At 67.6% G+C, this 24,920-nt stretch carries 20 protein-coding genes; 8 read left to right on the top strand and 12 right to left on the bottom strand.

All coding sequences use genetic code 11. From position 1 onward, the window contains the following. Positions 1 to 18: 18 nt before the first annotated feature. Positions 19 to 1,077: an ATP-binding cassette domain-containing protein gene (locus tag ACF1CT_RS22145; RefSeq protein ID WP_391785628.1), complete on the top strand. Its 1,059-nt coding sequence runs from the start codon at positions 19 to 21 to the stop codon at positions 1,075 to 1,077. A gap of 199 nt (positions 1,078 to 1,276) precedes the next feature. Beyond that, complete coding sequence (locus ACF1CT_RS22140) at positions 1,277 to 1,990, top strand: DUF1707 domain-containing protein (protein ID WP_391785747.1); 714 nt, start codon at positions 1,277 to 1,279, stop codon at positions 1,988 to 1,990. A gap of 255 nt (positions 1,991 to 2,245) precedes the next feature. On the opposite strand, the gene ACF1CT_RS22135 is transcribed toward ACF1CT_RS22140, so the two are convergent. Further along, on the bottom strand, positions 2,246 to 3,679 hold the full coding sequence (locus ACF1CT_RS22135) for an SGNH/GDSL hydrolase family protein (protein ID WP_391785627.1): 1,434 nt from the start codon (positions 3,677 to 3,679) through the stop codon (positions 2,246 to 2,248). Positions 3,680 to 3,829: 150 nt separating this feature from the next. On the opposite strand from ACF1CT_RS22135, the gene ACF1CT_RS22130 reads away from it, so the two are divergent. Continuing rightward, the gene (locus ACF1CT_RS22130) at positions 3,830 to 5,221 is read left to right on the top strand and encodes a DUF445 domain-containing protein (protein WP_391785626.1); all 1,392 of its coding nucleotides are present in this window, start codon (positions 3,830 to 3,832) and stop codon (positions 5,219 to 5,221) included. A 239-nt stretch (positions 5,222 to 5,460) separates the two neighbouring features. Here ACF1CT_RS22130 and ACF1CT_RS22125 read toward each other — a convergent pair whose 3' ends face one another. Continuing rightward, entirely contained in the window at positions 5,461 to 6,216 is a 756-nt protein-coding gene (locus ACF1CT_RS22125) for an SDR family NAD(P)-dependent oxidoreductase (protein ID WP_391785625.1), read from the bottom strand. A gap of 410 nt (positions 6,217 to 6,626) precedes the next feature. After that, positions 6,627 to 6,929 (bottom strand): hypothetical protein, encoded by a 303-nt coding sequence (locus tag ACF1CT_RS22120; RefSeq protein ID WP_391785624.1) that lies wholly within the window; start codon positions 6,927 to 6,929, stop codon positions 6,627 to 6,629. Positions 6,930 to 7,123: 194 nt separating this feature from the next. Here ACF1CT_RS22120 and ACF1CT_RS22115 point away from each other — a divergent pair, with 194 nt between their 5' ends. Genes ACF1CT_RS22115 through ACF1CT_RS22105 form a run of 3 tightly spaced genes read left to right on the top strand, consistent with a single transcriptional unit; the run spans position 7,124 to position 10,141 of the window. Then, a complete protein-coding gene (locus ACF1CT_RS22115; protein WP_391785623.1) occupies positions 7,124 to 8,656 on the top strand; it encodes an MFS transporter in 1,533 nt (510 codons plus the stop codon). Next, positions 8,653 to 9,504, top strand: coding sequence for a TetR family transcriptional regulator (locus ACF1CT_RS22110; protein WP_391785622.1), 852 nt, complete (start codon positions 8,653 to 8,655; stop codon positions 9,502 to 9,504). The genes ACF1CT_RS22115 and ACF1CT_RS22110 overlap by 4 nt, the downstream gene beginning before the upstream one ends. Positions 9,505 to 9,532: 28 nt before the next feature. Next, positions 9,533 to 10,141: a hypothetical protein gene (locus ACF1CT_RS22105; protein ID WP_391785621.1), complete on the top strand. Its 609-nt coding sequence runs from the start codon at positions 9,533 to 9,535 to the stop codon at positions 10,139 to 10,141. A gap of 154 nt (positions 10,142 to 10,295) precedes the next feature. Here ACF1CT_RS22105 and ACF1CT_RS22100 read toward each other — a convergent pair whose 3' ends face one another. Next, positions 10,296 to 10,943 (bottom strand): MepB family protein, encoded by a 648-nt coding sequence (locus tag ACF1CT_RS22100; protein ID WP_391785620.1) that lies wholly within the window; start codon positions 10,941 to 10,943, stop codon positions 10,296 to 10,298. A 256-nt stretch (positions 10,944 to 11,199) separates the two neighbouring features. Between ACF1CT_RS22100 and ACF1CT_RS22095 the strand changes: the two genes are divergently transcribed. Next, positions 11,200 to 12,006: an alpha/beta fold hydrolase gene (locus tag ACF1CT_RS22095; protein WP_391785619.1), complete on the top strand. Its 807-nt coding sequence runs from the start codon at positions 11,200 to 11,202 to the stop codon at positions 12,004 to 12,006. 160 nt (positions 12,007 to 12,166) lie between these two features. On the opposite strand, the gene ACF1CT_RS22090 is transcribed toward ACF1CT_RS22095, so the two are convergent. From ACF1CT_RS22090 to ACF1CT_RS22070, 5 genes are all read right to left on the bottom strand, one after another. Continuing rightward, on the bottom strand, positions 12,167 to 12,796 hold the full coding sequence (locus ACF1CT_RS22090; protein WP_391785618.1) for a hypothetical protein: 630 nt from the start codon (positions 12,794 to 12,796) through the stop codon (positions 12,167 to 12,169). A gap of 742 nt (positions 12,797 to 13,538) precedes the next feature. Then, positions 13,539 to 14,516 (bottom strand): hypothetical protein, encoded by a 978-nt coding sequence (locus ACF1CT_RS22085; protein WP_391785617.1) that lies wholly within the window; start codon positions 14,514 to 14,516, stop codon positions 13,539 to 13,541. Positions 14,517 to 14,979: 463 nt separating this feature from the next. Next, entirely contained in the window at positions 14,980 to 15,549 is a 570-nt protein-coding gene (locus ACF1CT_RS22080; protein ID WP_391785616.1) for a DinB family protein, read from the bottom strand. A gap of 121 nt (positions 15,550 to 15,670) precedes the next feature. Beyond that, on the bottom strand, positions 15,671 to 16,858 hold the full coding sequence (locus ACF1CT_RS22075) for an MFS transporter (protein WP_391785615.1): 1,188 nt from the start codon (positions 16,856 to 16,858) through the stop codon (positions 15,671 to 15,673). Positions 16,859 to 17,037: 179 nt separating this feature from the next. Beyond that, positions 17,038 to 17,349 carry an ArsR/SmtB family transcription factor gene (locus ACF1CT_RS22070; protein WP_391785614.1) on the bottom strand — a complete coding sequence of 104 codons (312 nt, stop codon included), beginning with the start codon at positions 17,347 to 17,349 and terminating at the stop codon, positions 17,038 to 17,040. A gap of 1,647 nt (positions 17,350 to 18,996) precedes the next feature. Here ACF1CT_RS22070 and ACF1CT_RS22065 point away from each other — a divergent pair. After that, positions 18,997 to 19,971, top strand: a complete 975-nt coding sequence (locus tag ACF1CT_RS22065) for a YDG/SRA domain-containing protein (protein WP_391785613.1) — start codon at positions 18,997 to 18,999, stop codon at positions 19,969 to 19,971. Positions 19,972 to 20,003: 32 nt separating this feature from the next. Here ACF1CT_RS22065 and ACF1CT_RS22060 read toward each other — a convergent pair whose 3' ends face one another. The 3 genes from ACF1CT_RS22060 to ACF1CT_RS22050 all read right to left on the bottom strand — a co-directional run bounded on the left by ACF1CT_RS22060 (position 20,004) and on the right by ACF1CT_RS22050 (position 24,890). Beyond that, on the bottom strand, positions 20,004 to 23,147 hold the full coding sequence (locus ACF1CT_RS22060) for a DUF3427 domain-containing protein (RefSeq protein WP_391785612.1): 3,144 nt from the start codon (positions 23,145 to 23,147) through the stop codon (positions 20,004 to 20,006). A 28-nt stretch (positions 23,148 to 23,175) separates the two neighbouring features. Beyond that, entirely contained in the window at positions 23,176 to 23,748 is a 573-nt protein-coding gene (locus tag ACF1CT_RS22055; RefSeq protein ID WP_391785611.1) for a GNAT family N-acetyltransferase, read from the bottom strand. Positions 23,749 to 23,888: 140 nt separating this feature from the next. After that, positions 23,889 to 24,890: an SEC-C metal-binding domain-containing protein gene (locus ACF1CT_RS22050; protein WP_391785610.1), complete on the bottom strand. Its 1,002-nt coding sequence runs from the start codon at positions 24,888 to 24,890 to the stop codon at positions 23,889 to 23,891. Positions 24,891 to 24,920: the final 30 nt, after the last annotated feature.

Here is a 24,920-nt window from a genome sequence, read left to right as displayed (position 1 = left end):
GAAAGAGGGGCATCGGACATGGGCGCGGAATCGGAAACGGCGGCAGGGACCCGTACCCGTTCGGGGGAGCGGGCCGAGAGGAACGACGACGACGACTTCATCGTGCTGGACGACGTCGAGAAGGTCTTCGACGTCCGGCGCAAGACCGGATTCATGCGCCGTGAGCGCCGCCGCGTCCGTGCGGTCGACTCCATCAGCTTCCGTGTTCCGCGCGGCGAGATGGTCGGCTACATCGGCCCGAACGGCGCGGGGAAGTCGACAACGATCAAGATGCTCACCGGCATTCTCACGCCGAGCGGCGGCCGACTGCGAGTGGCGGGCATCGACCCGTCCAGGGAGCGCACGAGACTGGCGCACCGGATCGGTGTGGTGTTCGGACAGCGCACCACACTGTGGTGGGACCTGCCGCTGCGCGACTCGTACCGGCTGATGCACCGGATGTACCGGATTCCCGACGCCCGCTTCCGCGAGAACCTGGCCCGTTGCGTCGAACTCCTCGATCTGGGCGAGTTGTTGGACGTTCCCGTGCGGCAGCTTTCGCTGGGGCAGCGGATGCGCGGCGACATCGCGGCGGCGCTGCTGCACGATCCCGAGGTGCTGTACCTGGACGAGCCGACGATCGGCCTCGACGTGGTCTCCAAGGCCAAGGTCCGCGGCTTCCTGCGCGACCTGAACGCCGAGCGCGGCACGACCGTGCTGCTGACCACGCACGATCTGACGGACATCGAGCAGCTCTGCAAGCGGGTGATGGTGATCGACCACGGCCGGCTGATGTACGACGGCTCGCTCGCCGGACTCCACGAGGTGGGCGAGAGCGAGCGGATGCTGGTGGTCGACCTGGAGCGCCAGCTCCCGCCCATCCGGCTGGAGTCGGCGCCGTCCGTCCGCACGGTGAAGGTGGAGGGGCCGCGCCAGTGGCTGTCGTTCCCGGCCTCGGAGTCGGCCGCGCCGCTGGTCGCCCGGATCGCCGCCGAATACCCGCTGGCCGACCTGTCGGTCCGGGAGCCGGACATCGAGGCCGTGATCGCGAAGATGTACGCCTCGGCCGACGACGCGCGGGCGGACGGGGAACGGTGACGGACGGGGAGCGGTGACGGACGGGGAGCGGTGACGGACGGGGAGCGGTGACGGACGGGGAGCGGTGACGGACGGGGAGCGGTGACGGACGAGGGCGGGGCCGTGCCCGGAACGGTGGCGATGCGCGGGCGGACGGGGAGCGGTGACGGAAGCGTGCGCGTTCAATAGGCTTCGCGGTATGACAAGTGATCTCCCGGAGATGCGTGCTTCCGATGCCGAGCGCGAGAGAGTCGCCGAGACCCTGCGCGAGGCGGTGGCCGAGGGCCGACTCGAAATGGAGGAGTTCGAGCAGCGCCTCGAAGCCACCTACAAGGCACGTACGCACGGGGAGTTGGAACCGATCGTCCGGGACCTCCCGGCCCCGGGCACGACGCCGGCCCCGGCCGGAACGGCCCCGGCGAGGGCGGCGACCGGTTCCACGGCGCGCTGGGCGGACCGCATCGGCAAGCCCGCCACGTCGAGCGGCGCGTTCGCGTTCTGGGGCGGCTTCCGGCGTCGGGGGAACTGGACGGTGGGCCGGAAGTTCACCGCGTTCGCGTTCTGGGGCGGCGGCGAGATCGATCTGCGCGAGGCCGACTTCGAGGACCGTGAGGTGGTCATCCGCTGTTTCGCGGTCATGGGCGGCATGCACGTGACGCTTCCACCGGACCTGCACGCCGACGTCAGGGGGATCGGCATCATGGGCGGCTTCGGCGAGAGTTCCAAGGACGAGGGCGTCGTGTCACCGGACTCGCCCCGGGTCCGGATCACCGGCTTCGCCCTGATGGGCGGCGTCGGCGTGGAGCGCAAGCGCAGCAAGGCGGAGAAGCAGCGGCTGAAGGAGGCCGAGCGGACGCGCGCGCGGGAGGTGGACGGGGAGCGCGAACGCGGGCGGCTGGAGAAGGGCAAGGGCAAGGGCGAGGCCGACGTCTAAGGGCTGTCCCCTAGTCCGCGGTGGAACGGTGCGCGGCGTCGGATGCGGTGCATCGCAAGGCGGAGGGACATGCGCGTACTGGATGTATGCGAATGTTCCGGCAACGCCGCGAGGTGCCGTAGCTGTCGTCGCGCGCCCGCCAGGGATCGCCCGTCTTCGGGCCCGTCCCCGGTTCCGGTTCGGCCCGCCCCTGGTCCTGGTCCCGCCCCTGGTCCTGGTCCCGTTCCGGTTCGGCTTGTTCCGGAGTCGGGAACGTCAGAACCGCCCGTCGACGGGCGGCCGTTGCTCCAGAACCGTCGGATCGAAAAGTGAGCCGAGCCGCCGGTAGCCCGTGTCGTTCAGGTGGAGATGGTCGCCGGAGTCGTAGGCGGGCAGCAGCCGGGCCGGGTGGCGCGGGTCCCGGGCGGCCTTGTCGAAGTCGATGAACGCGTCGAAGACCCCGCCCGCCCGGATGAGTTCGTTGACCCGTTCCCGTACGGCGTTCTGCGCGGGCGACCAGGTGCGGTACCCCTCGTACGGCATCAGGGTCGCGCCGACGGCGCGCAGCCCGCGGGCGTGGGCGCGCAGGACCAGGGAACGCAGCGCGTCCGCGATGCGGTGCGAGTCGGTCTCCCGCGGGCGCTTCTGCACGTCGTTGATGCCGAGCGCGATGACGACCGTCCGGGCTCCGGCGACGTCGAGGGCGTCATGGTCGAAGCGGGTGCTCGCCCGCGGGCCGGTGCCGTCGCGCATGATGCGGTTGCCGGCGATGCCCGCGTTGACCACTCCGTACCGGTTCCGCAGACGGTCGGCGAGCACGTCGGGCCAGCGGCTGTTCGTGTCGAGTGAGGAGCCGGTGCCGGCGGTGAGGGAGTCACCGATCACCGCGACCGTTCCGACGGCGTTCGCGTTGTGGACGTCGACGGCGGTGAGATAGCGCCAGTCGGTGGTGGGCCGGGCGCCCCGCCCGTCCTCCAGGTACGAGGTCTGATGGCTGCGCGGGTGGCCCGTCACCGGGCCCACGGCGGCCGGGGTGCGCAGGGTGACGACGAGATCGGCGTCGGCGGCGACCGGGACGACGACCGGATCGCTGACGACCTGGCCGCCCGCGGCGATCGTCACCGCGGTGGCGCCGCGGAACGTCACCGGCCGGGTGTCGACCGCGGCGCGGTCCACGAGCAGCGGGTGCGTGCCGAAGGCGTTGGACAGGGTGATGCGTGCGGCGTCACCACCGATGCTGGTGTGCACGACGTTGTGGATGGTGTGCCGGAACGGGCCGTCGCCGCGCCCCGCCTCCTGAGCCACCCCGGCCGTGGGGGCCGCGGACCAGGTGCCGAGCCAGAGTCCCGCGGACCGGGCGGGCGCGACCGGTACGGCCGTGGGGGCCGGTGTGCGGGCCACGGACCACGGGTCGGGTGCGTCGGCCCCCTGCGGATACGTGCCCGTGCCCGAAACAGTTCCGGTCCCGGTTCTGGTCCCGGTTCCAAAACCGGAACCAAAACCGGAACCAAAACCGGAACCAAAACCGGAACCAAAACCGGAACCAAAACCGGAACCGGAACCGGAATCGGGACCAGAACCGAGATCGGAACCGGAACCGGACGGTGATCCGGGGAACAGCAGCGGGCCGACGGACGCCGTCCCGGCGGCGAACACGGCTGTGGCCGCCACGAGGGCGATGAGCGGGGCGTGTCCCTGACGCCTGGGCATGAACGGTCTTTCTCCTCGCGGTTGTCGGGTCGGTCCCATGATGGGGCAGGGCGTCGGGAACTCGGCGTGCGGCACGGGAGTAGGTCAGGTAGGCACAATGCGTACGGAACACCCGGGGTGGTGCGTACGCGGACAGGTGGAGCGGAGCGGATGGAACGGAACGACAGGACCGGACCCGGGGAACCGGGTGCGAGAAGGACGGGCCAGGGAGTGACGGAGCCCGCCGCGGAGCGGGCGGCGGATACGGCCCGTCCCGGCGGCCGGCCCGCCCCCCTCGCGGCGTTCGCGTACACCGCGGCCGACGAGGAGAAGCGGCGCGGTGTGCGCCGGATGAAGACGACGGCAACGGGCCTGTTGCTGCTGGTCGCGCTCGTGTACGGACTCGCCACCTGGGCGGGGAACGCGGGCGTGGGCGGTTGGCCGGGCTTCGTCGCCGCGGCTGCCGAGGCAGGGATGGTGGGTGCGCTCGCCGACTGGTTCGCCGTCACCGCGTTGTTCAAACGCCCGCTCGGCCTGCCGATCCCGCACACCGCCATCATCCCCACCAAGAAGGACCAGCTCGGACAGTCCCTGGGTTCCTTCGTCGGTGAGAACTTCCTCTCCGGCGATGTGGTGCGCGGCCGTATCCACGCCCTCGGCATCGGGGGCCGGCTCGGGGCCTGGCTTGCCGAACCGTCCCATGCCGACCGGGTCACCGCCGAGTTGTCCACCGCGCTGCGAGGCGCGCTGACGGTGCTGCGCGACTCCGACGTGCAGGCCGTGGTGGGCGAGGCGATCACCCGGCGGGCCAACACGGTGGAAATCGCGCCCGGTCTCGGCAAGATGCTGGAGAAGGTGGTCTCCGACGGCGGCCACCGCAGAGTGGTGGACCTGATCTGTGTGCGGGCCCACGACTGGCTGGTGCTGCACGGCGACTCGGTGATGAACGCGGTGCAGGGCGGGGCGCCGGGCTGGACGCCGCGCTTCGTCGACAAACGCGTGGGGGAGCGGGTCTACAAGGAACTGCTGAGGTTCATCACGGAGATGCGGGACATGCCGGGGCACCCGGCGCGCGCCTCGATCGACACCTTCCTCACCGACTTCGCGGCCGACCTGCAGACGGACCCGGACACCCGGGCGCGGGTGGAGCGGCTGAAGTCGGAGATCCTGGGACGCGGCGAGGTTCAGGAGGTCATCGCGTCGGCCTGGTCATCGGTCCGGACGATGATCATCAACGCGGCGGACGACGAGCAGAGCGAGCTGCGCCGACGGGCGCGTTCCTCGCTGCTGACCTTCGGCGCGCGGCTGGCGACGGACGGGCGCATGCAGGCCAAGCTGGAGGGCTGGCTGGAGGACGCGGCGGTGTACGTGGTGACGACGTACCGCGCGGAGATCACCTCGCTGATCAGCGACACGGTGGCGAGCTGGGACGCGGAGCAGACGTCGAAGAAGATCGAGGCGCACATCGGCCGCGACCTCCAGTTCATCCGGATCAACGGCACGGTGGTGGGCGCGCTCGCGGGGCTGTTCATCCACACCGTGACCTGGGCGCTGGGGGCCTAAGGGCTGTCCCGTAGTCCGCGGTGGAACGGTGCGCGGCGTCGGATGCGGTGCATCGCAAGGCGGAGGGACATGCGCGTACTGGATGTATGCGAATGTTCCGGCAACGCCGCGAGGTGCCGAAGCCGTCGTCGCGCGCCCGCCAGGGATTGCGGGACAGCCCTTGGGGAGTGCCGTCAAACGGCTACGCCCACAGGAGAAGTGGGGCGAGGGCGACGGCTGCTGCGTCGGACCGTGCGGGCTCAGACCGCGAAGCCACCGTCCACCGCCAGCTCCGCGCCTGTGACGTATCGGGCGCTCTCGCCGACCAGGTACGAGACGGCATCCGCGACCTCCACCGCCGTGCCGTAGCGGCCGAGCGCAGTGAAGCCGCGCTGGAAGTCGGCGGAATCACCGTCGCCCGGGTTCATGTCGGTGTCGATCGGGCCCGGGTGGACCAGATTGACGGTGACCCCATGCGGGCCGAGCTCCCGGGCCATGCCCTTGGTGAAGCCGATCAGAGCGGCCTTGCTGGTCGCGTAGAGCGTGCCTCCGGGGAAGGCCACGCGCTGGGCGATACAGCTGCCGATGCTCACGATCCGTCCGCCCTTGGCCAGGTACTGGAGCGCCGCCTGGGCGTAGAGGTAGGGCGCGCGAACGTTCACCGCCAGCACCCGGTCGATCTGGTCGCATGTCACCGCCTCGATCGGTCCGACGGCGCCGACACCCGCGTTGTTCACCAGGATGTCCAGCCGCGTGAACCGCTCGGCGACCGCTGCCACCGCGCCGCGCACCGCCTCCGGGTCTGCGCTGTCCGCGCGGACGGCCAAGCCGCTCCGCCCCATCGTGGTGATCTTGGCGACCACCTCCTCGGCCAACTCGGCCGAGCCCTGGTAGGTCAGCGCCACGTCTGCGCCGTCCTCGGCCAGCCGCAGCGCGACCGCAGCCCCGATTCCCCGACTGCCGCCGGTCACCAGCGCCACCTTGCCGTCGAGCGCCGTCGCACCGTTCATCGTCATCTCCGTAGAACTCCTTGTTCCGGTCTTGGACATGCTCAATCCAAGACCGGAACGTCCTGCGGGTCCGGCGGTATCCAGACGTCACGTTCAATTTTCAACGATGACTCCGTGCGCCCCGGAAGCACGAACCGACCCCGGCTGCCCGGTGCAGTCCGGTCCGCCCGCCGGACCGGCGGCCACGTGGGCCGAGGGGCGGCTCGGCCGGCGGCCCGCCGTCGTCCGGCACCGCGCGCGCCGAGCCGGTCAACCGTCGGTCGGCTCGGCCTCCGCGGGCAGGTCCCGGCCGGACGGCACGAGTCTGAAGACGGTCACAGCGCCAGGCCGTTCCCGCGCGGTCACAGCGCCAGGCCGTTCCCGCGCGGCGCGGAGCCCCGCGGATGACCCCCGGCCGGAGGCCATCCGCCGGGCACTCAGGCGGAGCAGCGCGTGACCGCCCACGACGCTGCGGCCATGCCGCCCGCCACGGCGAACACGGCGGGCCAGGCGCCGACCTTCTTGGCCAGAGGGTGCGAACCGGCGAACGCGGCCACATACGCGGTGGTCAGCCCGACGGCCGCACGCGGCCCGGCCTGCCGGTTCCACTCGTACGCGGCGACACCGCCCGCCGCGGCGAGGGCGACTCCGCCCAGCGGGCGCTTCCTGGTCCACCGTGCGACCGCGTACCCGCCGATCAGTCCGCTCGCCGCCACCGCCGCTGCCGGAACCTTCGCCATCGCAGCCACCTTCGCCTTCTCGTCTCAGTAGTCCGGACCGGAGGCCCGGGACTCCGAGGCTAACGCGGCGCACGCCATTCCCGTCGCGAAGGGGGTGCACAGGCGTTTACCCTGGGGTGAACGCCTGTGCACCCCAGGTGTGCCTTGCCGCCGACGCCCTGCCGAGCCCGCCGCCGACCCCCGTACGGAGAGCCATGCCCGCGGACATACCCGCCCCGAACACCGCCCCGGACACCGTTCCGCGTTCAGCTCCGCCGCCCCGCTTCGCCGTCGGGGTACTTGCCTTCTGCGGGGTCGTGGTCGCGGTCATGCAGACGATCGTCGTGCCGCTGCTGCCGCACATCCCGGAGCTCACCGGCGCCACCCCCACCGCCGCCAGTTGGCTGGTCACCGTCACCCTGCTCACCGGGGCCGTCTTCACGCCCGTCCTGGGCAGGGTCGGCGACATGTACGGCAAGCGGCGGGTGCTCGTCGCCTCACTCATGGTGCTGGTGCTCGGCTCGGTGCTGTGCGCGGTCAGCTCCCACATCGGGGTACTGATCACCGGCCGCGCCCTCCAGGGAGCGGCGATCGCCGTCGTGCCGCTGGGCATCAGCATCCTGCGCGACGAACTCCCGCCCGAGCGGGTGCTGTCCGCGGTGGCACTGATGAGCTCGACGCTCGGCATCGGAGCCGCGATCGGACTGCCGGTGGCGGCGCTCGTCGTGGAGAACTTCGACTGGCACACGATGTTCTGGGTCTCGGGAGCGATCGGCGTCATCGACATTCTGCTGGTGCTGCGATGCGTACCGGAATCCCCGCTGCGCACCCGCGGGCGCTTCGACGCCGTCGGCGCCCTGGGGCTGTCCGGTGCCCTGGTCTGTCTGCTGCTCGCCGTCACCCAGGGCGCCGACTGGGGCTGGACCTCGGCCCGGACGGTCGGTCTGCTGGTGGCCGCCGTCGTCGTGGCGCTGGCCTGGGGCGTGTACGAGCTCCGCGTCCCGACGCCCATGGTCGACCTGCGGGTCTCCGCCCGCCCGGCGGTCCTGCTCACCAACGTCGCCGCTTTGCTGATCGGCTTCGCGTTCTACGCGAATTCCCTGGTCACCGCGCAGATGGTGCAGGAGCCGAAGGAGACGGGATACGGGCTCGGGGCGTCGCTCGTGGTCAGCGGACTGTGCCTGCTGCCGGGTGGCGTGATGATGGTGGCACTCTCACCGGTCTCGGCCCGGATCTCCGGGGCGTACGGGCCGAAGGTCAGCCTGGCGCTCGCGGGCGCTGTGATCGCCGTCGGTTACGTGGTGCGGTACTTCACCAGCCACAGCCTCTGGCTGATCATCGCCGGGGCGACGGTCGTGGCCTCGGGTACGGCCCTCGCGTACTCGGCGCTGCCCGCACTCGTCATGCGAGGTGTCCCGGTCGGCGAGACCGGGGCGGCAAACGGCCTCAACACCCTCATGCGGTCGATCGGGCAGGCGTGCTGCAGCGCCACGGTGGCCGCGGTCCTGTCGGGGCTCACGTTCAGGGTGGGCGGCCGGGTGGCCCCGACGCTCCACGCGTATCAGCTGGTCTTCCTGATCGCGGCGGGCGCCGCGCTCGCGGCATTGCTGGTCACCCTGTGCCTGCCGGGCGGCCGTAGGCCCGCGGCGGGTACGGTCGAAAGCGGCGGCGACACCGCGGGCGCCCGGAAGGACGGTGCGCGGACGGCGCCGGTCCACGAGGCCCAGGAGATCCAGGAGGGCGCATGACCAGCGGCCACGCCACCGCACCGGCCCCGGCACCCGTCCCCGAACCGGAAGCGGGCTCGGAACCGGAGCTGACGGAAACGGCGGCGGAGTCGACGGAAACGGAGCTGGAGTTGGAGCCGGATCCGGAGCCGGAGTCGAGGGGAGCGGGATCGGGATGGGAGGCAAGGAACCAGCTTGCCGCCGATCCGTCCGCTGCTGATCCGTCCGCTGTTGATGCGGCGCCTGCTGATGCGGCGCCCGCCGGTGAGTCCGCTGCCGATCCATCCGTCGCCGATCCATCCGTTGCCGATCAGGGCAGTGGGCGGGACGCGATCCTGCGAGCCGCCCGCCGCGCGTTCACGCAGCGCCCGTACGCCGACGTGACCATCCGGGGGATCGCGGCCGACGCCGGGGTGAGCCCGTCGCTGGTCGTCAAGCACTTCGGCCGCAAGGAGGAACTCTTCAACACCGTCGCCGACTTCGCTCCCGCGGCGGCCGAGCTCTTCGACGCCCCGCTCGACGGGCTGGGCCGCCACCTGGTGGTGACGCTCGTGAAGCGCCGCCGCGAGCTGAAGTCCGACCCCCTGCTGCGCGTCGTCTTCTCGCTCGGCAACCGCGACGAACGGTCCCTGTTGCGCGATCGCTTCCACCAGCAGGTCACCGAAGAACTGGCCGCCCGCCTCGCCGGCCCGGAAGCCGCCCTGCGCGCCGAACTCGTCGCCGGTCACCTCCTCGGCCTCGGAGCCACGCTCAGCCTCCACCCGGAGGGCGCCGGCTCACGGGCGACACCCGAGCACCTCGCCGACCTGTACGCGCCCGCGCTCCAGGCCCTGATCACCGGACGGGCGGCCGGGGACCCGGGCCGGTAAGGTGCGGCGAACCGGACGAGGGGGCCTCATGTTCATCCGCGCACACACCCGCACACGCGCCCGCGCGCACCTCCGTACAGCCACGCGCACGCGTACCGTGGCGACGGCCGCGGTCGTCGCCACGGCCCTCGGGACGGTCCTGACCGGCTGCGCGGGCGTGGACACCTCGCAGGGGCCGGGCGGTGACGTCCGCTACGTGACACCCTCCGTGAACGCCGCCGGGGCGGACAGCGCGGCCGACGTGGCCACAGCGGTGAAGGACGCCGAGGAAGCGGCGAGGGTGGACGCGGCGGCCGACGCAGCAGTCGAGGCAGCCGGGAACCGGCCGGAGGCGGTACGCGACGCCTTCGCGGGCCTCCAGGCCACACTGACCGAGACCTGCACACCTGGATCGGCGGACTGCGCCTACGTCCTGGGCCGTGTCAACGACGAACTCGCGCGCCTGGAGAAGTCGATGAAGGCGGACGTCCAGGGCCCCGGTCATTTCGAGGAGCCACTGGCCCGGATCGGTTCCCTGCGGGCGGCCCTGAACGGTGACACCTCCACGGCGAACCTGGAGAAGCACCGTTCCGAACTGCTCGGCACCCGCGACCGCGTCAACACGTGGATGCAGGGCCATCCGGAGGACTACCGCTGACACCCGGGTGCGGTGCGGTAGCGCACACGCGACGGCCGTCGCACCGAGCGGCCGGCACGCCGAACGGCCGTCGCACCGAACGATCGGCACGCCGAACGATCGACACGCCGAACAGCCGCACCCCACACCGGTCGGGTACGCGTTCGGGACTTCGTCACGGGTGATAGAGCGCCCGGCACCGGACCGGGTCGACCGTTGCCCCCGCGTCCGCCCGGCCCCCGTCGCCACCGTTCGCGTCACCACCGTCCCCGTCCGTCGCCGGGCTCACGTGTAGGAAGTAGTCGGTCTGCCACTCCTGCGTGCGGGCCGCCTGGCGACTGGTCGTCGCCACCCACGGGGGATAGACGCGGAAGGCACGCTTCCCGCCGGAACCGTTCCGCGCCACGATGCCCTGTTCGCAGAGCACGTCCCGGGGAAACACGAACTGTCCGAAGCGGCCGTCGGCGTCACGGCTGCTGATGACGAAGAGATCGACGGGGTCCTCGGAGCCGAAGGGCTGAATCGGCCCGTCGGCCGACCGCTTCCACACGGTCACGAACTGGCCGGCCTTGGTCGGGGTGGTCTTGGCCACCCGGAACCTGACGGTTGAGCCGTCCACACTGAACACATGCGCGACGTATTCCGCGCTCTCCGCCTCGGGCTCCGGCCGGGTGCAGACGAAGCCGCACGGGTCGTACACCAGCTCCTTCGCCGTGAGCAGCTCGGTGTGCAGCGGCTCGCCGCTCGACCAGGGAACGGGATGGTGCTGCCCGGCCCGGAGCCCGGGACCGGTCGTCGCCGCAGGCCCGCAAGATGTCGTCATTTGCACCATTCTGTCATCGTCGAGATGGCGCCGAACCGCGAGGTCTCCGCGAGGTTTCTGCGAGACCCCGCGAGTCCTCCGCGATGCCCTCGCGAGCTTTCTGTGAGGTCCCCCGCGAGGTCTCCCGTGAAGTTTCCGCAGGGCTTTCCGCGAGAAGTATAGATTCGAACGAATGAGCGATGACTTTTCGTGTCGGCCGGAGTCCTACTCTCTGTCGCCGCAGCTGCGGCGGTTCACCTGAGGAAGGACCAACGGCATGACCACCCGCCACACCCTCGACGTTCCCGGTGCCCACCTCCACTACGAAGTCCGAGGAACCGGACCGTTGCTGCTGGTGATGGGGTCGCCGATGGACGCCGGTGCCTTCGCACCGCTGGCCGACGCGCTCGCCGTCGACCACACCGTCGTCACCCATGACCCGCGCGGCATCTCGGGCAGCACCCTCGACGACCCCGAACAGGAATCCACGCCCGAACTGCGTGCCGACGACGTGGTGGCCATTCTGGACGCGCTCGGGGCCGATTCCGCCGACGTGTTCGGCAGCAGCGGCGGCGCGGTGACCGGCCTCGCGCTCGTCGCACGCCACCCGAACCGGGTGCGGACGCTCGTGGCGCACGAACCTCCGGTCACGGAGATCCTCCCCGACGCCGACGAGCAGCGCGCCGCGATGGAGAGCATCGTCGAGACCTTTCACCGGGAGGGGGTGGGCGCGGCATGGATGAGGTTCATGACCGTCGCCGGTTTCGATCTGGGCGAGGGCGGAGCTCCCACGCCGGTGGGGGAACCCACACCCCAGGACCTCGCGAACAGCGCCCGTTTCTTCGGCCACGAACTGCGGGGCACCGCTCGTCACGTGCCCGGCATCGCCGCGCTCAAGGCCGCTCCGGCCAGGGTGGTCGTCGGTGTCGGAGCCGAGTCGGGTGGCCTGATCACGCACCGCACCTCCGTCGCACTGGCCGACCTCCTCGGTTCTGAACCCGTGGTGTTCCCCGGGGACCACGGAGCCTTCCTGGGGCAGCCCGAGGAGTTCGCCGAGGCATTGCGCAAGACGTTGGTCCGGTGACGATACGGGGCGGGTCCGGTCCCGCACGCGGTCGCCCTCCCACGAGGTCCCCACCGCGTGCCGACCCGCCGGGCCCGCCCCCTCCTGCGCCGAGGAACGCGTACGACGTGGCCTCCGTGCCGCCGCCCCGGCCCGGGGCGGCGGCATTCACCCAGGTGAGTCACCAGCCCGTGAGTTCGTCCGGCCGAAGGCTCATCGCCACGGAAGCGACGCAGAAAGGCATGAGAAAGACCGCGCAGATGATCTGCCAGACGATGTCGGAGACGTCCGTACCGGGCCTGGGGCCGACCTTTGGGTGGACCTTCGACTCCGGGTCGACGGTGATCAGGTAGCGTCCCCCGACCTGCAACTCCCTGCCCACGGTGGACAGCTCCCGTTGCCGCAGGTCCCCCGGATAGGCGACGGCGTAGCTGTACGTGGTGGGGCCGCCGTCCGGGTCATGGGTCGCGGAGGTTTCCTTCTGTATGACTCCGTACACCTCCTGGCCCCGGTCGTGCAGGGCGTTGGACGACAGGTATTGCATATGCGTGGCGCAGAAGAACATGGCGGCTATCCCGGCAAGCAGGCCCCATGAGTGCCCGATGCCGGTGCCCGCGCGCCCGAGCGACACGGCACAGCCCACGGCGATTCCGGCCCCCGGCAGCAGCAGCGTCTTCAGCCAGCTGCGCGTGGTGTAGAGGGAATGCCCGACGCGCATGAGCAACCACAGCGTCACCAGTCCCGCCAGGATGCCGAGCACGATTCCCGCGCACAGCCGACCACTCGGAATTCTCGCCCCGCGCCGTGCCATCGACGTCCCCCTGCCGCATCGGCCCGTTCCACGCCGGAGCGCGCAGGCCCGCCCCGTCCTGCCCGGCCTGTTCCGTTCCGCTCCGGCTCTTCCCGGGCTGCTTCCCGACCCCACGCGGGCGCAGCCGCCCGAACCATGAACTCACGCCCCCCGTCGTGACGTCCAGAGGCTTTGGAGCGTCCGTACCGGCGGTCACCCACGAGCTGGGCAGCCGTCTTCGGCCAAGCCACCCGCACCGAGTACCGCAGCGCATCGCCCATCACGCACCACCCCGGCATCGCACACCGCACACCACCCCGGCATCGCGCCCGGCCGTGCCCCGACGTGCCCGGACTCGTCACCCGCCCTCACACCTCGTCGAGTTCCAGCTCGCCGACAACCTGGTCGCCGCTCATCTCACCGGTCCGGCGGAACCCGAGACCGAGATAGTTCGAGGCGCAGTGATGAAGACATGTCGGCAACCAGCAGAGCGGGACGGAACCCGGCCCGGAGCATCAAACCAGCACCGTTCGCCACAAGCCACAAGCCACAAGCCACGAGCCACGAGCCACAAGCCACAAGCCATGTGACAGCCGGCATGTGACAGTCGGCACGTGACACGTACCGCCGGATGCCCGCACGCACGCACGCGGCCTCTGCACGCATGCACGCGGCCTCTGCACGCACGCGCGCGCCCTCGTCACGACTGCCGAGACGTGACGAGGGCGCGCGGGGAACCCTCTCGAACGGTGCGAGTGGTGTGTCAGCCGACGACGGCCTGGTAGAGACCCCGGCCGGCGCGGTGGGCACGGGAGGTGGCGACGAGCCGGTCGAGCGTGCTGCGTACGGTGTTGATGCCGTTCGGGGTGAGTTCGCGGCCCAGGGCCTTCGTGACGTCACGGGCACGAACGGGGGTGTCGCCGAACGTGGACAGCACCTTGATGGTCATCTCGGTGAGACCGTTGCTGTCGTCGGAGGCCGACGCGGAATCGGCAGCCTTCTTCGAGACCTTGGCCCTCGCGGGCTTGACGGCGGCCTTGGTGGACCTGGATGCCTTGGCGGCCGAACCGGTTTCCTTCGAGGAACTCGCGGTCTTGGCGGATCCGGTGTCCTTGGCGGATTCGGTGGCCTTGGTGGCCTTGGCGGTGCTGGACGAGGCGGTCTTGGCCGACTTGGCGGCGCCGGTCGCCTCGGCCTTCCTGGTCCGTGCCCGCGTGCTCTTCGGCTTCTCAGCAGCGGCGGTGGCCTGCTTGCGGCCCTTGGGAGCGGACGTCTTGCGCGCGGTGCGGCGCGCGGGCGTCACGGCGGTCGCCGCCTCAACCGGCTTGCCCTGCTCCGGCTCGGCTGCCGCCTGAGACGCCTCCTCCGCCCCGGCTTCCTCCTGGTCCTTCGGAGCCTGTGCCGGGACGACTGCGTCGACTGCCTCGACGGAACTCTGAGCCTGCTGCGGGATCAGCGGAGCGGCAGCGCCCTGTGCGCTCTCCGTACCCTCCGCGTCCTCGTCCGCCACGACGGCGTCCGCCGCCTCGGCAACCTGCGGCGCCGTGTCCGTGGACGGAACGGCGGCACCGGACAGCGCGCGCAGCGCCGTCAGCGCGGTCCGCATCGACTCCAGCCGCCCGGTGACGGCCGCGAGTTCCTTCTCCAGAGTCTGCTGGTGCTGCTCCAGGCGTGGAAGTTCCGCTTCCAGCTGGGCTGTTGTGGCTTCGATGGTGCTCAGTGTGCTGGTCTCGGAGGTCATGTTGTCGCCCTTCTCTACCGGCCGACCGGTGGTGACTGATGTGGTGCAGCGTAAGGGGCGTTGTGTTGTGGCCGGAAATCGACGTTCCAAATGAACCGTCGAGCGCCGCCCTCCGCATTGACGGCAAGTCTCCTGAATTCTTCTGTCGCATGCCCCGGAGCCGGGCGCGCACCACTCGTTCGGCCGCATCAACTCGTCGAATCCAAAGGCCGCGACGGGCCGCGACGGGCCGCGACGGGCCGCGACGGGCCGCGACGGCCTCGGCGGCCTCGGCGGTGATGCTCCGGCCCCGACGGTGATGCGGCGATCGCCACGGCCCCGGACACGAGGTACGTCTCACGTCCGCCGTGACGCGCCACCGGCATGCACGCGCCGACGCCATGCGGCAGTCCCCGACGGAGGACACCCCTTGCCGCGCCGAATCACCGTCAAGCGCTGTAGGCCGTCGTCAATCGCCGGCGTTCTATGTGTCCGCGTCGCGTTCACCACCACGCGAGGCGGCCTCGGCCATGCGTGCCGTCGTACTGGCGCCGTCCAGTGCCTCGCGGATGATGTCCGCGTGTCCGCAGTGATGCGCGATCTCCCGGAAGACATGCAGCAGCACGTGCCGGACGGTCCACGTGATCGGTTCCGGTGGCGACCACGGGTACCGCGGCAGCGTCACGACCCGATCGAGATCGGGTTCCTCCCGCACGGTGCGATCGAACTCCGCAGCAGCCGCGCGGAAGGAGTCGAGCAGACCGGCCGACGTTTCCCCATCGGTCATCCGATTGCCGTCGGGGTCGAGATCGGCCCAGCCGATTTCCGCCGGAGCCGTGCCGTCGATCACCGCGAGCCAGGTCCGCTGCACCTCGCCGAGGTGCTTCACCAGGCCACCGAGCGTCAGCTCGCTGACCGTGGTGGCGAGGCGGGCCTGTTCCTCGCCGACGTCCTCAACGGCGTAGAGAAAGTTGATGCGTTGATCGGAAACGATCGCCAGCAGATCGTCCCGTTCCCCTCCTCGCGCACCGTCGGCATCAGTCGCCGCTGTCATCGGTATTCCCTTCGGTCGCTTCCCGGCCACCCAGGCCGGTGCTGTGACCGGAAGGGTTCACCGGCTCGCGACGCCAGGCAAGCCCTCCCGGTCACCGCACCGGGCAGCCCCTTGGCAGCCCCTAGGAGTTGTCCCCCGCCATCACTCGCGCCCTTGACGACCCGATCCGGTCCCACCCCAGCCGCAGCCCCATGACGAGCAGGGCGGCCACCGCGAACGCGGCGCCGGCCCAGGTGAGCCGGCGCGTCCCGTGATCGCTCAGGACCCACCCCCCGACGGCGGTGCCCACGGTGATGCCGAGGTTGGAGAACGAGATGAAGAGGCTGTTGCCGAACTCCGGAGCGTCCACGGCGTCCCGCCCCAACCAGCTCTGGCTCACCACCAGTCCGCCCGAATGCACCGCGCCCCAGACCAGCACGGCCACGACCATCGGCGCGAAGAACGGGCCGACCTCGTACAGAAGCACGTAGACGACCAGACACAACACCGGATAGGCCACAGCGGTTCCTATGAGACTGCGCCGCAGCAGAGCACCGAAGGCGAAGTTCCCGACGATCATCACGATGCCGAACGCCATCAACATGGCACTGACCCACGTGCCGTCCATGTGCGTGACCTGCCCCAGGTACTCGGCAAAGTAGCCGTAGACCGAGAACATCGCCGCGAACACGAGTACGACGGACACGATGGTCAGCCACGTTTGCCCACGCTTGAGAATCCCCAACTGGGCCCCGTACGACACGCGCCCTCCGACAGGCATGGCGGGAACGAACCGCAGGATGCCGAGGAAGGCGATCAGGTTCACCAGCGCACCGAACCAGAATGCGGACGACAGCGACACATGCTCGGCGAGGTACGAGGTCAACGGCACCCCGAAGGCGAACCCGACGGTCACCCCGCCGAACACGGTCGTCGTGGCCCGGGTCGCGTCCTCGGCGGGTACCAGCCGTGCGGCGGTAGCGAGCGCCACCGCGAAGAACACCGGATGGAAGAGAGCCGGAACGATGCGGAAGGCCAGCATCACCTCGTACTGCGTGGTGACCGCGTAGACGGCGTTCGACACGGCGAACACCGCGATCGCCGCGGCGAGTACCTTCTTGCGGTCGACCCCTGAGGCCAGCAGCGTCGTGAAGGGCCCGGACACCGCGATGACCAGGGCAAACACCCCAACCAGCCACCCGGCCGCAGACGGCGCCACGCCGAGCTCGGCCGAGACCTGGGGAAGCACGCCGACCATCCCCATCTCCGTGGTGATGATCCCGAACACGCCCAGGGCGAGTACCAGGACAGTGCGTGACGTCTTACTCATCGAAGCCTTTCGTTAAATCTAGAAAATTAGATGCATTGCATCGCGTGAACTCCACCATCACCACGAGGCAGCGAGGCAGCGAGGCAGCGAGGCAGCGAGGCAGTGAGGTGGCGGGGCAGTGAGGTGGCGGGGTGGCGGGGTGGAACGGGGACGCGTGCGGCGACGAATCGCGCGGACGGCTACAGCGCGTCGCGCACGTGGGCCGCGAACTCCGCGATCACGGCCTCGTTCCGCCGGTAGTACGTCCACTTGCCGATGCGTTCCGAGGTGAGCAGCCCGGCGTCCTTCAGGGTCTGCAGGTAGCCGGACACCACCGACTGCGCCAGCCCGGCCCGCTTCTGGATGTCACCGACACACACCCCGATGTGGAACCCCAGTCCCTGCTGCCGGTACGAAGCCTCGTCGAAGTACTTCTCCGGCTCCTTGAGCCACTGCATGAACCGCAGGCGCGCAGGGTTCGCGAGCGCCTTGTGTACGGTCAGGGGATCCATGAGTCGTTTCTCCGTCCTGCCGATCCCCTTGCGGGATTCTATCTAACTTTCTCGATATGTGAGGGGCGAGTCAAATCAGGAGGTGCACCCCCAAAGCTTTACCGCGCTGCCCTGATCGGGAGTCTCGGCAAGAGTGGGGGAGGGGGCTCGTGTGTGGGGCCTGAGGCGACGTGCGCCGAAGCACAGTAGGTGTCATCCTTGCGACCAGCCGATCTTGAGACACCTGCGATCCGAAGCCGGAAAGTTCTCCACGGTGAGGAAAACCTGTTGTCATCGAGCCTGAATGCACAGGTTTGTTGACACCGCCTGCCAGCTCTGACCTGCGATCTGGACTTCCCGGGGCGCTGGCTCAGCCATCTTCCTCCTCAGCGGAGTTGCCCAGGCCCTCTCAGGGTCGTTGCTGAGCCGCGTCCAGCAGGCACGTTCGACACAGTCGGCAGCGAAGATGTTGAGAAGTGCCTTGGAGGGGCGGCAAGCGGGAACGGCACCCTGCATGCCGCTCCTCCCCTTGCGGCGGGAATACTGCCGTCACCCTTCCGCTTCGTGCATCGCCACACTCTTCCTGAAGGGATTTGCCCAACCATGGCACTCCTTGTCCCCGCCTGCCTGCTGTTGCTCTGGTGCTGACTCGGATACGGCCTACTGCCGCTGCGATGGCAGAATTCCTACCTCGCCGGCCTCGATACCCCATAGCAGCGCGCGTGCAGTTCTGCCGCCCGAGGGAGTCGGGAGCCCGCCGCCCTGCTCTTCGAGGACGCCGGTCAGGACTGGGAGCGCCGCTCCCTGCGCTCACCACGTCGCGGAGCCAGTTCGAGAGATTCCATCAGGATTTGCCTGCCTCGCAGGACGATATCGGGCGGGCCTTGGCACTCCACCCCGACGATCCCGCCCCGCTCGTCGCCGAAATCTGGAGAGGGCTCGGACTGGGCTACCCAAACCGGGAGATGCATGCGCTGTGGTCCGAGACCACCGCTTGGGCGCCCCGCTGCTTCGCAGCGCACAGCAGCGCCCAGAGCGGTTCCGCCAGGCCGACGGCTTTGCGGAGGTGCTCCCGTGGCGGCATTCATTCGTGAAACCGCTCTACTGCCGAGCGGCCCGTACGAAGGCGGGCCGCAAGGCACTCACGAAACGTGAGCTTCGCTGATGACCAAGTGGAAATCACCGGACACTCTGCCGCTCGCCGTCTGACAGAGATGACGAACGGGTGAAACAGCGGGTGCCGGTATCACATGCCGAGGATCTGGTGACAACAAGCTTGCATTTATGACATCTGCCGTGCTTTGGGTTACAACGTGGCTCTTCCTGGTCGTTGTCGGACCTGTCTGGTGTGGCATATGTCGACGAGCTCTACGTGAGTGACTTCGCGGGGCCGTCAACTGCGGGGCCGGAGGTTGGATGCTCGACGGAGTAGAGGTGACCGTGGTTTCCGCCTATCGGGCGGGAACGGTATGCCGGGTCACGGGTGGTGACCCGGATCCATTCTCTGTGTGGGGATCGCTACTCCGTAGTCCTGGGCAGTGCGGATCAGTCGGTCCGGCTGGCAGCTAAGGGGCTCTTTTAGGCCATGCATGGGATGAATCGAGTCATGCAGCGTCGTGCGTCGGCGCTGGTGACGGGCTGAGGTCAAGTATTCGCAAGCATGTTCACATGGTCGCGTACAGGGCTTTCTTCGGGCATGTGGATGAGTGTCTTCCAGGGGTTCATTTCGAATCCAGGCAGGCCGTCAAAGAGGCTGGACTTCATAAGGAGCGTGAGGCGGGTATCTCTTGGGGGTTGGATGCGAATGGCGAGCGGGCTGCCGACGCAATCGTGCTCAATCGGGGATATGAGGATGATATCGACAAATGGGATGAAGTCATCTATACAGGCGCGGGTGGCCGGGATCGTAACACTGGCCGTCAAGTGGAGGATCAAACATGGGATAACCGGGGGAATGCCGGTCTCCGGAGAAGTCGAATATCGAACAATTCTGTGAGGGTTATTCGCGGAAGCGAGGGGGAGCGGGACTATTCGCCCATCAGTGGGTACCGGTACGACGGCCTCTATCGGGTCGTTGATGATTGGACGGAGGCTGGAAGGGCTGGATTTCAGATTTGTCGCTTTAGGCTGCGCCGCCTTCCGGACGAGATGCAGGAGCTCACCTCTTTCGAACAGCAGATTCGAGAAAGTCTCACCCCGTCGACTCGGTATGAGGCTGATTTCTATGGTGATGAGACGCCCGAGCAGCCTACGCGTCGACGGGCGATTACTATTGAACGTATTATTCGCGATACGGCTGTTGTTCGTAGAGTCAAAGAATGGCACGACTATACGTGCCAGGCCTGTGGACTTGCGCTGAAGGTCGGGATGCCTGGAAAAGGCTATGCCGAGGGGGCGCATATACAAGCCCTTGGCGGCCCGGAGGGAGGGCCCGACGTCGAATCAAACGTCTTGTGCCTGTGTCCTAACTGTCATGTGCGGCTTGATCGTGGTGCTCTCTACTTGACCGACGATTTCTATGTGGTGGATCGGTATCTAAGTGATTCAGTCTCGCGCCCTGTTGAGCTGAGAACAGTAGAGCAGCACCGAATCGGGAGACGCTTTCTGCGAGCGCACCGTCGATTCTGGCGCATAGACGAATAAGCGCTGTCCTGTCAGGGATTGCGGGGCGGCCCTTAGCTGGCGGCAACCGCTGAATATGTCCATACGTCGGCTGGCATCTCATGGTGAAGATTCCAGACAATTCCCATGGGCTTGCTTCCCTTGTGCTCAACATATTCGGCAGGACCAAGGAGCATCCACGGATGGGGCCCACTGATGTCCGTTTTCTTGTAGCGGCGGACGAAGAGCAAGACGTGGGTTCCCATCTCTTTATGGTTCTGGTATCGGATGCCAGTAGGTGATGTTTCTGAGGTTTGGTTTTGCGATTCCCAGTGGAACAAGGACTCATTCAAGGCATAGTCCTTGTAGCGAGTTTCGGGAGAAAAATCCTTCTCGGATTTTTCGAGAGTGATGAGTAGTGCGTCTGTTTTGATGTTTTCGCACCACTTCACGCCTTCACGGAAATGCCCTGGCATGAAGCCGCCGATGTATGCCTGTCCGAGGGCCGGGAGGATTTCCTCTCGGCTGTACGAGGCGTGGATGGAGAGTGGCAAGCTTGCGTGTTGTCCCCGTAGCGGAATAGGTGCGTGATCGGCTTGGTTCAGCGTATGGGTAAGGACCTGGCGGAGTTCATCACGGAAGGCGCGCTGGCCGGCAAGAGTATTGAAGCCCTCCTGGTAGCTACTGAAACCTCCACCCAAAGGCCACAGGGAGAAGAAGAGCATGCGGGCGTATGCCCTTTCCTGCTCGCTGAGAGCGTCATACGTGGGGACGTCATTGGACAGCAATTTTTGGTACGCAGAAACTCGAATTGGGTCGTCGACATGAAGGAACGCCGATACTCGCTTGAGTAGCGTTGCTTCTTCCTCAGGGCCCTTTTGTGGGAGGAGCTTTGCGCGGCGGAGTAGACCTGTCCAGGAGTTTCCGCTCCCTCGATACACCTCTTTGATTTCGCGGCGGCTTTCGCGGAGGTATTTGGTGAGTCGCGGCTCTGCGTAGTTCGCGACCTCGCGAGCGAGTTGAGCGACGTTGACACCGATCTGGCTACGAATATTTTCAATGATCAGCTCCTTGGCTTTCGGCTCAAGGATGATTTGACAGCCGGATGGCAGCTGAGGAAAGTCACACTCGATGTTGGCGAGCAGGCGATTGCGAGTGAGATTGGTGAGTGAGCGGAATTGCTCCTCGAACCGGAACTCCTTACGGTGTTGGCCGATGAAATCCAGCACAGTAAGGACGGCCTTCTTCTCAGTGCGGCGTAGACCTCGTCCCAACTGTTGGAGGAAAACTGTGGCGCTGGATGTAGGACGCAAGAGAAGCAACGTGTCAACGTCAGGGATATCGAGCCCCTCGTTGAACAAGTCAACGGAAAAGATGACCTGGAGGGCGCCTGTCTTGAACCGATCCAGGGCATCCTTGCGCTCTTGGCGTGGAGAATCGCCGGACAGGGCAACCGCGTTGAATCCAGCGCGTTGGAAGAAGTCGGCCATAAAGGTGGCGTGTGCGACTGAAACACAGAAGCCCAAAGCGCGCATTGATCCTGGGTCGGCAACTTTACCTTTGACGGCTTGTACAACAAGCCTGGCCCGTGCGTCATTTCCAGTGAAGAGGTTGCTGAGGTCCGTAATATCGTATGACCCTCGCTTCCAGGAGATGGCGCTCATGTCCGTGTTGTCAGTGATGCCGAAGTAATGGAAGGGGCTGAGAAGTTCGTTCTCTAGAGCTTCCCATAGGCGCATCTCTGCCGCGATTCGGCCATTGAAGAACTCGTCCTGAATGTTTCGTCCATCCATGCGTTCCGGTGTAGCAGTGAGTCCCAGTAGCTGCTTGGGAGTGAAGTGTTCCAAGAGTCGACGGTATGTGGGTGACGTGCCATGGTGGAACTCATCTATCACGATGATGTCAAAGTGGTCCTGTTCAAAGCGTTCCAGTGCGCGTGAATGGAGAGACTGAACGCTGGCAAACACATGGGACCAGTTGTGAGGCACTTTCCCGTCGGTGAAGAGTTCGCCAAAATTAGCATCGACCAGTACGTTCTGGTAGACGCGCAGAGATTGTTCTAGAATTTCCTTGCGGTGGGCTACGAAAAGAAGTCGTGGATCGTGGCCAAGGTTTTGGCGCAGATTTTTGAAGTCCAGTGCTGCCATTACTGTCTTTCCTGTGCCAGTTGCGGCAACGAGGAGATTACGGTTCCGGCCGTGGACGGTGCGCTCTACTTCGAGACGTTCCAGCATGTCGCGCTGGTGAGGATAGGGGCGAACTTCGAGCCCAGAGAGGGTGATGGAAGTGTTGCCGCTATTTCGGTTGGAGCCACCGGCCTGAGACAATGCGTCGTCAAGCCGTTGTGCGTCACTGTCAGGGTTGTATGGCTCGAAAGAGCGTTCACTCCAGTACGCATCGAATGTTGCCTCGAACTTGCGAAGGGCGGACGGTGTGGCGACTGAGGACAGTCGAACATTCCATTCGAGCCCATCAAGAAGTGCGGCCTTGGAAAGGTTCGAGCTTCCGACATACGCTGTATCGAATCCACTCCCGCGGCGGAAAAGCCAAGCCTTGGCGTGCAAACGTGTTGAGCGGAGCTCGTAATTGATTTTCACCTCAGCTCCGAACTCGCGGACCAGGCGATCCAGTGCTCGGCGCTCTGTAGCACCAATGTAGGTCGTCGTTAGTACTCGGATGGGTACACCGCGGTCTCGTGCTGAGGAGAGTGGCTGTTCCAGAACCCTTAGTCCGTGCCACTTTATAAAAGCGCAGAGGAGGTCGACGCGGTCTGCCGTAGCTAGTTCTGCGCGGAGTTCAAACCCCAGGCTGGGGTCATCAGGAGAGTTGGTGATCAGTGCAGTTTCAGACAGGGGCGTTGCTGGGCGAATTGCATACACGCCAGGAGCCTTTTGTTCTGCCACTGCAAGAAGCTGCCGGGGGCCTTCGGCGACCAGGTCGATCCATTCAGATGCGCCTTCGATGGTGCTGAGTGAATCCAGGATATGGTTGGCGGCAAACACCTGTTCTTTAGGTGTGAGTCCCTTTAGGACCTGCCGCACAATGCTTCCGATGTGGCGGGACAAGACATGCGGTGCAGACTCAGGACTAACCAAGTCATCGATGGAACGCAGATCAGTAGATTCGAGCTGGCTCATGCGTTCTGCTAGACGCCGAGTGATCAGCGTCTCGTAGAGTCCGGCAACCGGAGCCGCGCTGTCTGCAAAATCATTGGGCATGACCGAGTCCCCTCATCTCGCCACCTACTCATGCAGTTGTATCAAGTGGATCTGACATGGAGCCCAAGGTCCCGCCTGTTTGTTGGTGCTCTGCGGAGACCTTGCCTGCGGAGCCCTTGTCCAAATCGCGTACGTAACCCAGCCCCGGTCGCCCGTTCAGCAGGAGTTCCTCGCCGGTGGGGACGAAGCCGGTGCGGGTGAGGACGGTTCGGGAGGCCGGGTTGTCGAGGGTGGTGGCGGCGTGCAGGTCGGTGAGGCCGTACTCCTCGGCGGCCAGGGCGCACAGGCGGCGGACGGCGGTCGTGGCGAGGCCGCGGCCGGTGGCCTTCTCGGCGACGCGGTAGCCGAGTTCGGCGGAGCCGTTCGCGAGGTCGACGAGGTTGAAGCGGCCCAGGACCTCGTCGTCGGCATCCATGAGGAGGTGGAAGTGGCAGAGACCGGTGGCCTGTTCGGTGAGCAGGGCGGCGTGGCGGGCTTCGAAGTGGGTGAAGTAGTCGTCGCCGCGGTCCTGCACCGAGGCGGCGAAGAAGGCGCGGTTCTCCCGCTCGAACGCGAGGAGGGCCGGGGCGTGGGCGGCGCGGAGTCGCTGGAGTTCGGGCATGGCGGAACCCTACGGAACGGGGCCGAGCCCGTCATACGGATTGAGGCGGCGGAAGGGGCGCGGAGGAGGGGTCACGGAGGGACGGGGTCGGGCGGCGATGACCGGAGACGCGTGAGCGGGCCGTCCCTCCGCGCCGCGGGTCAGTCCGCTCCGTGGCACTCGCGGTAGGTCCGGCCCGAGCCGCACCAGCAGGGGGAGGTGCGGGCCGGGGGCCAGGGGACGGCGCGGCCTCGGGCGGCGAGGGTGGTGGCGTACTGGGGGAGGAGGTCCGGGTCGGCCGGGGAGGCGGCCTCCGAGGCGGCGAACGCCTCGTAGGAGGGGACGGTGCCGGTCACGATGCCCAGGTTCGGGGTACCGGCCTGGTGGAGGTCGCGGAGGGCGGCCTCCAGGCGGGCCAGGTGGTCGGGGTGGGAGGGGTACTCGCTGCGCAGGTTCGGGTAGGCGGCGAGGAGTTCGTCGAGTTCGGGGGCGGTCCAGTGCAGCACCGCCACCGGGAACGGGCGGGACAGCGCCGAGCGGTAGGTGCCCAGTTCGGCGCGGAGACGGGTGATCTCGGCCCGGAGTTCGCCCGGGTCGGAGGAGCCGAGCGCCCACAGCCGTTTCGGGTCGTGCAGTTCGTCCAGCGGGACGGCCGCCGTGTGGAGGGTGTCGGCGAGTTCGTCCCAGGCGTCGTGGTCGACGCCCAGCAGTCTGCGGACACGGTGGCGGCCGATCAGCAGCGACTGTGCGGCGTAGGGGACTTCCTCGCCCGGCGTCAGCAGGAGGGTCAGGGCGGCCGTGAAGCTGTCGTGGGCCGTGTCCAGTTCGTCGTGGGCCTCGAAGGTCTCCGCCACGATCTCCCAGGGGGCCGGGTCGAGCGGGCTCGCGGCACGGATGCCGTCGAGGATCGCGCGAGCCTCGGCCTCGTGACCGTACTCCCACAGGTTGGCCGCGCTCAGGGCCTTGACCAGGTGCGGGTGGTCGAGAGCGGGGGAGCCGAGCAGGTCGTCGTAGAGCGTGGTGGCGCGGGCGCGGTCGTCGGCGAGTTCCAGGTGGGCCGCGGCCCTCAGGAGGAGCGGTTCACGGTCCTCGGGGTAGCGCTCCGCGGTGCGCAGCAGGCGTTCGGCTTCGGTGGTGTGGTCGGCAGGCGTGTCGGGACGCATGCACCACACCGTACTGCCGTGCGCCACATG

The sequence above is a fragment of the Streptomyces sp. NPDC014734 genome, from assembly GCF_043083325.1.
Taxonomy (GTDB): Bacteria; Actinomycetota; Actinomycetes; order Streptomycetales; family Streptomycetaceae; genus Streptomyces.
The sequence above is the reverse complement of the archived record's forward strand: the minus strand, read 5'-3'. Positions and strand labels throughout refer to the sequence as shown.

Coding starts and splice junctions, on each gene's coding strand:
- ACF1CT_RS22065 (WP_391785613.1), top strand. CDS start 18,997: ATGGTCGCGTACAGGGCTTTCTTCGGGCATGTGGATGAGTGTCTTCCA.
- ACF1CT_RS22135 (WP_391785627.1), bottom strand. CDS start 3,679: ATGCCCAGGCGTCAGGGACACGCCCCGCTCATCGCCCTCGTGGCGGCC.
- ACF1CT_RS22050 (WP_391785610.1), bottom strand. CDS start 24,890: ATGCGTCCCGACACGCCTGCCGACCACACCACCGAAGCCGAACGCCTG.
- ACF1CT_RS22070 (WP_391785614.1), bottom strand. CDS start 17,349: ATGGATCCCCTGACCGTACACAAGGCGCTCGCGAACCCTGCGCGCCTG.
- ACF1CT_RS22095 (WP_391785619.1), top strand. CDS start 11,200: ATGACCACCCGCCACACCCTCGACGTTCCCGGTGCCCACCTCCACTAC.
- ACF1CT_RS22085 (WP_391785617.1), bottom strand. CDS start 14,516: ATGACCTCCGAGACCAGCACACTGAGCACCATCGAAGCCACAACAGCC.
- ACF1CT_RS22145 (WP_391785628.1), top strand. CDS start 19: ATGGGCGCGGAATCGGAAACGGCGGCAGGGACCCGTACCCGTTCGGGG.
- ACF1CT_RS22125 (WP_391785625.1), bottom strand. CDS start 6,216: ATGACGATGAACGGTGCGACGGCGCTCGACGGCAAGGTGGCGCTGGTG.
- ACF1CT_RS22130 (WP_391785626.1), top strand. CDS start 3,830: ATGGAACGGAACGACAGGACCGGACCCGGGGAACCGGGTGCGAGAAGG.
- ACF1CT_RS22060 (WP_391785612.1), bottom strand. CDS start 23,147: ATGCCCAATGATTTTGCAGACAGCGCGGCTCCGGTTGCCGGACTCTAC.
- ACF1CT_RS22100 (WP_391785620.1), bottom strand. CDS start 10,943: ATGACGACATCTTGCGGGCCTGCGGCGACGACCGGTCCCGGGCTCCGG.
- ACF1CT_RS22120 (WP_391785624.1), bottom strand. CDS start 6,929: ATGGCGAAGGTTCCGGCAGCGGCGGTGGCGGCGAGCGGACTGATCGGC.
- ACF1CT_RS22115 (WP_391785623.1), top strand. CDS start 7,124: ATGCCCGCGGACATACCCGCCCCGAACACCGCCCCGGACACCGTTCCG.
- ACF1CT_RS22140 (WP_391785747.1), top strand. CDS start 1,277: ATGCGTGCTTCCGATGCCGAGCGCGAGAGAGTCGCCGAGACCCTGCGC.
- ACF1CT_RS22080 (WP_391785616.1), bottom strand. CDS start 15,549: ATGACAGCGGCGACTGATGCCGACGGTGCGCGAGGAGGGGAACGGGAC.
- ACF1CT_RS22090 (WP_391785618.1), bottom strand. CDS start 12,796: ATGGCACGGCGCGGGGCGAGAATTCCGAGTGGTCGGCTGTGCGCGGGA.
- ACF1CT_RS22110 (WP_391785622.1), top strand. CDS start 8,653: ATGACCAGCGGCCACGCCACCGCACCGGCCCCGGCACCCGTCCCCGAA.
- ACF1CT_RS22075 (WP_391785615.1), bottom strand. CDS start 16,858: ATGAGTAAGACGTCACGCACTGTCCTGGTACTCGCCCTGGGCGTGTTC.
- ACF1CT_RS22055 (WP_391785611.1), bottom strand. CDS start 23,748: ATGCCCGAACTCCAGCGACTCCGCGCCGCCCACGCCCCGGCCCTCCTC.
- ACF1CT_RS22105 (WP_391785621.1), top strand. CDS start 9,533: ATGTTCATCCGCGCACACACCCGCACACGCGCCCGCGCGCACCTCCGT.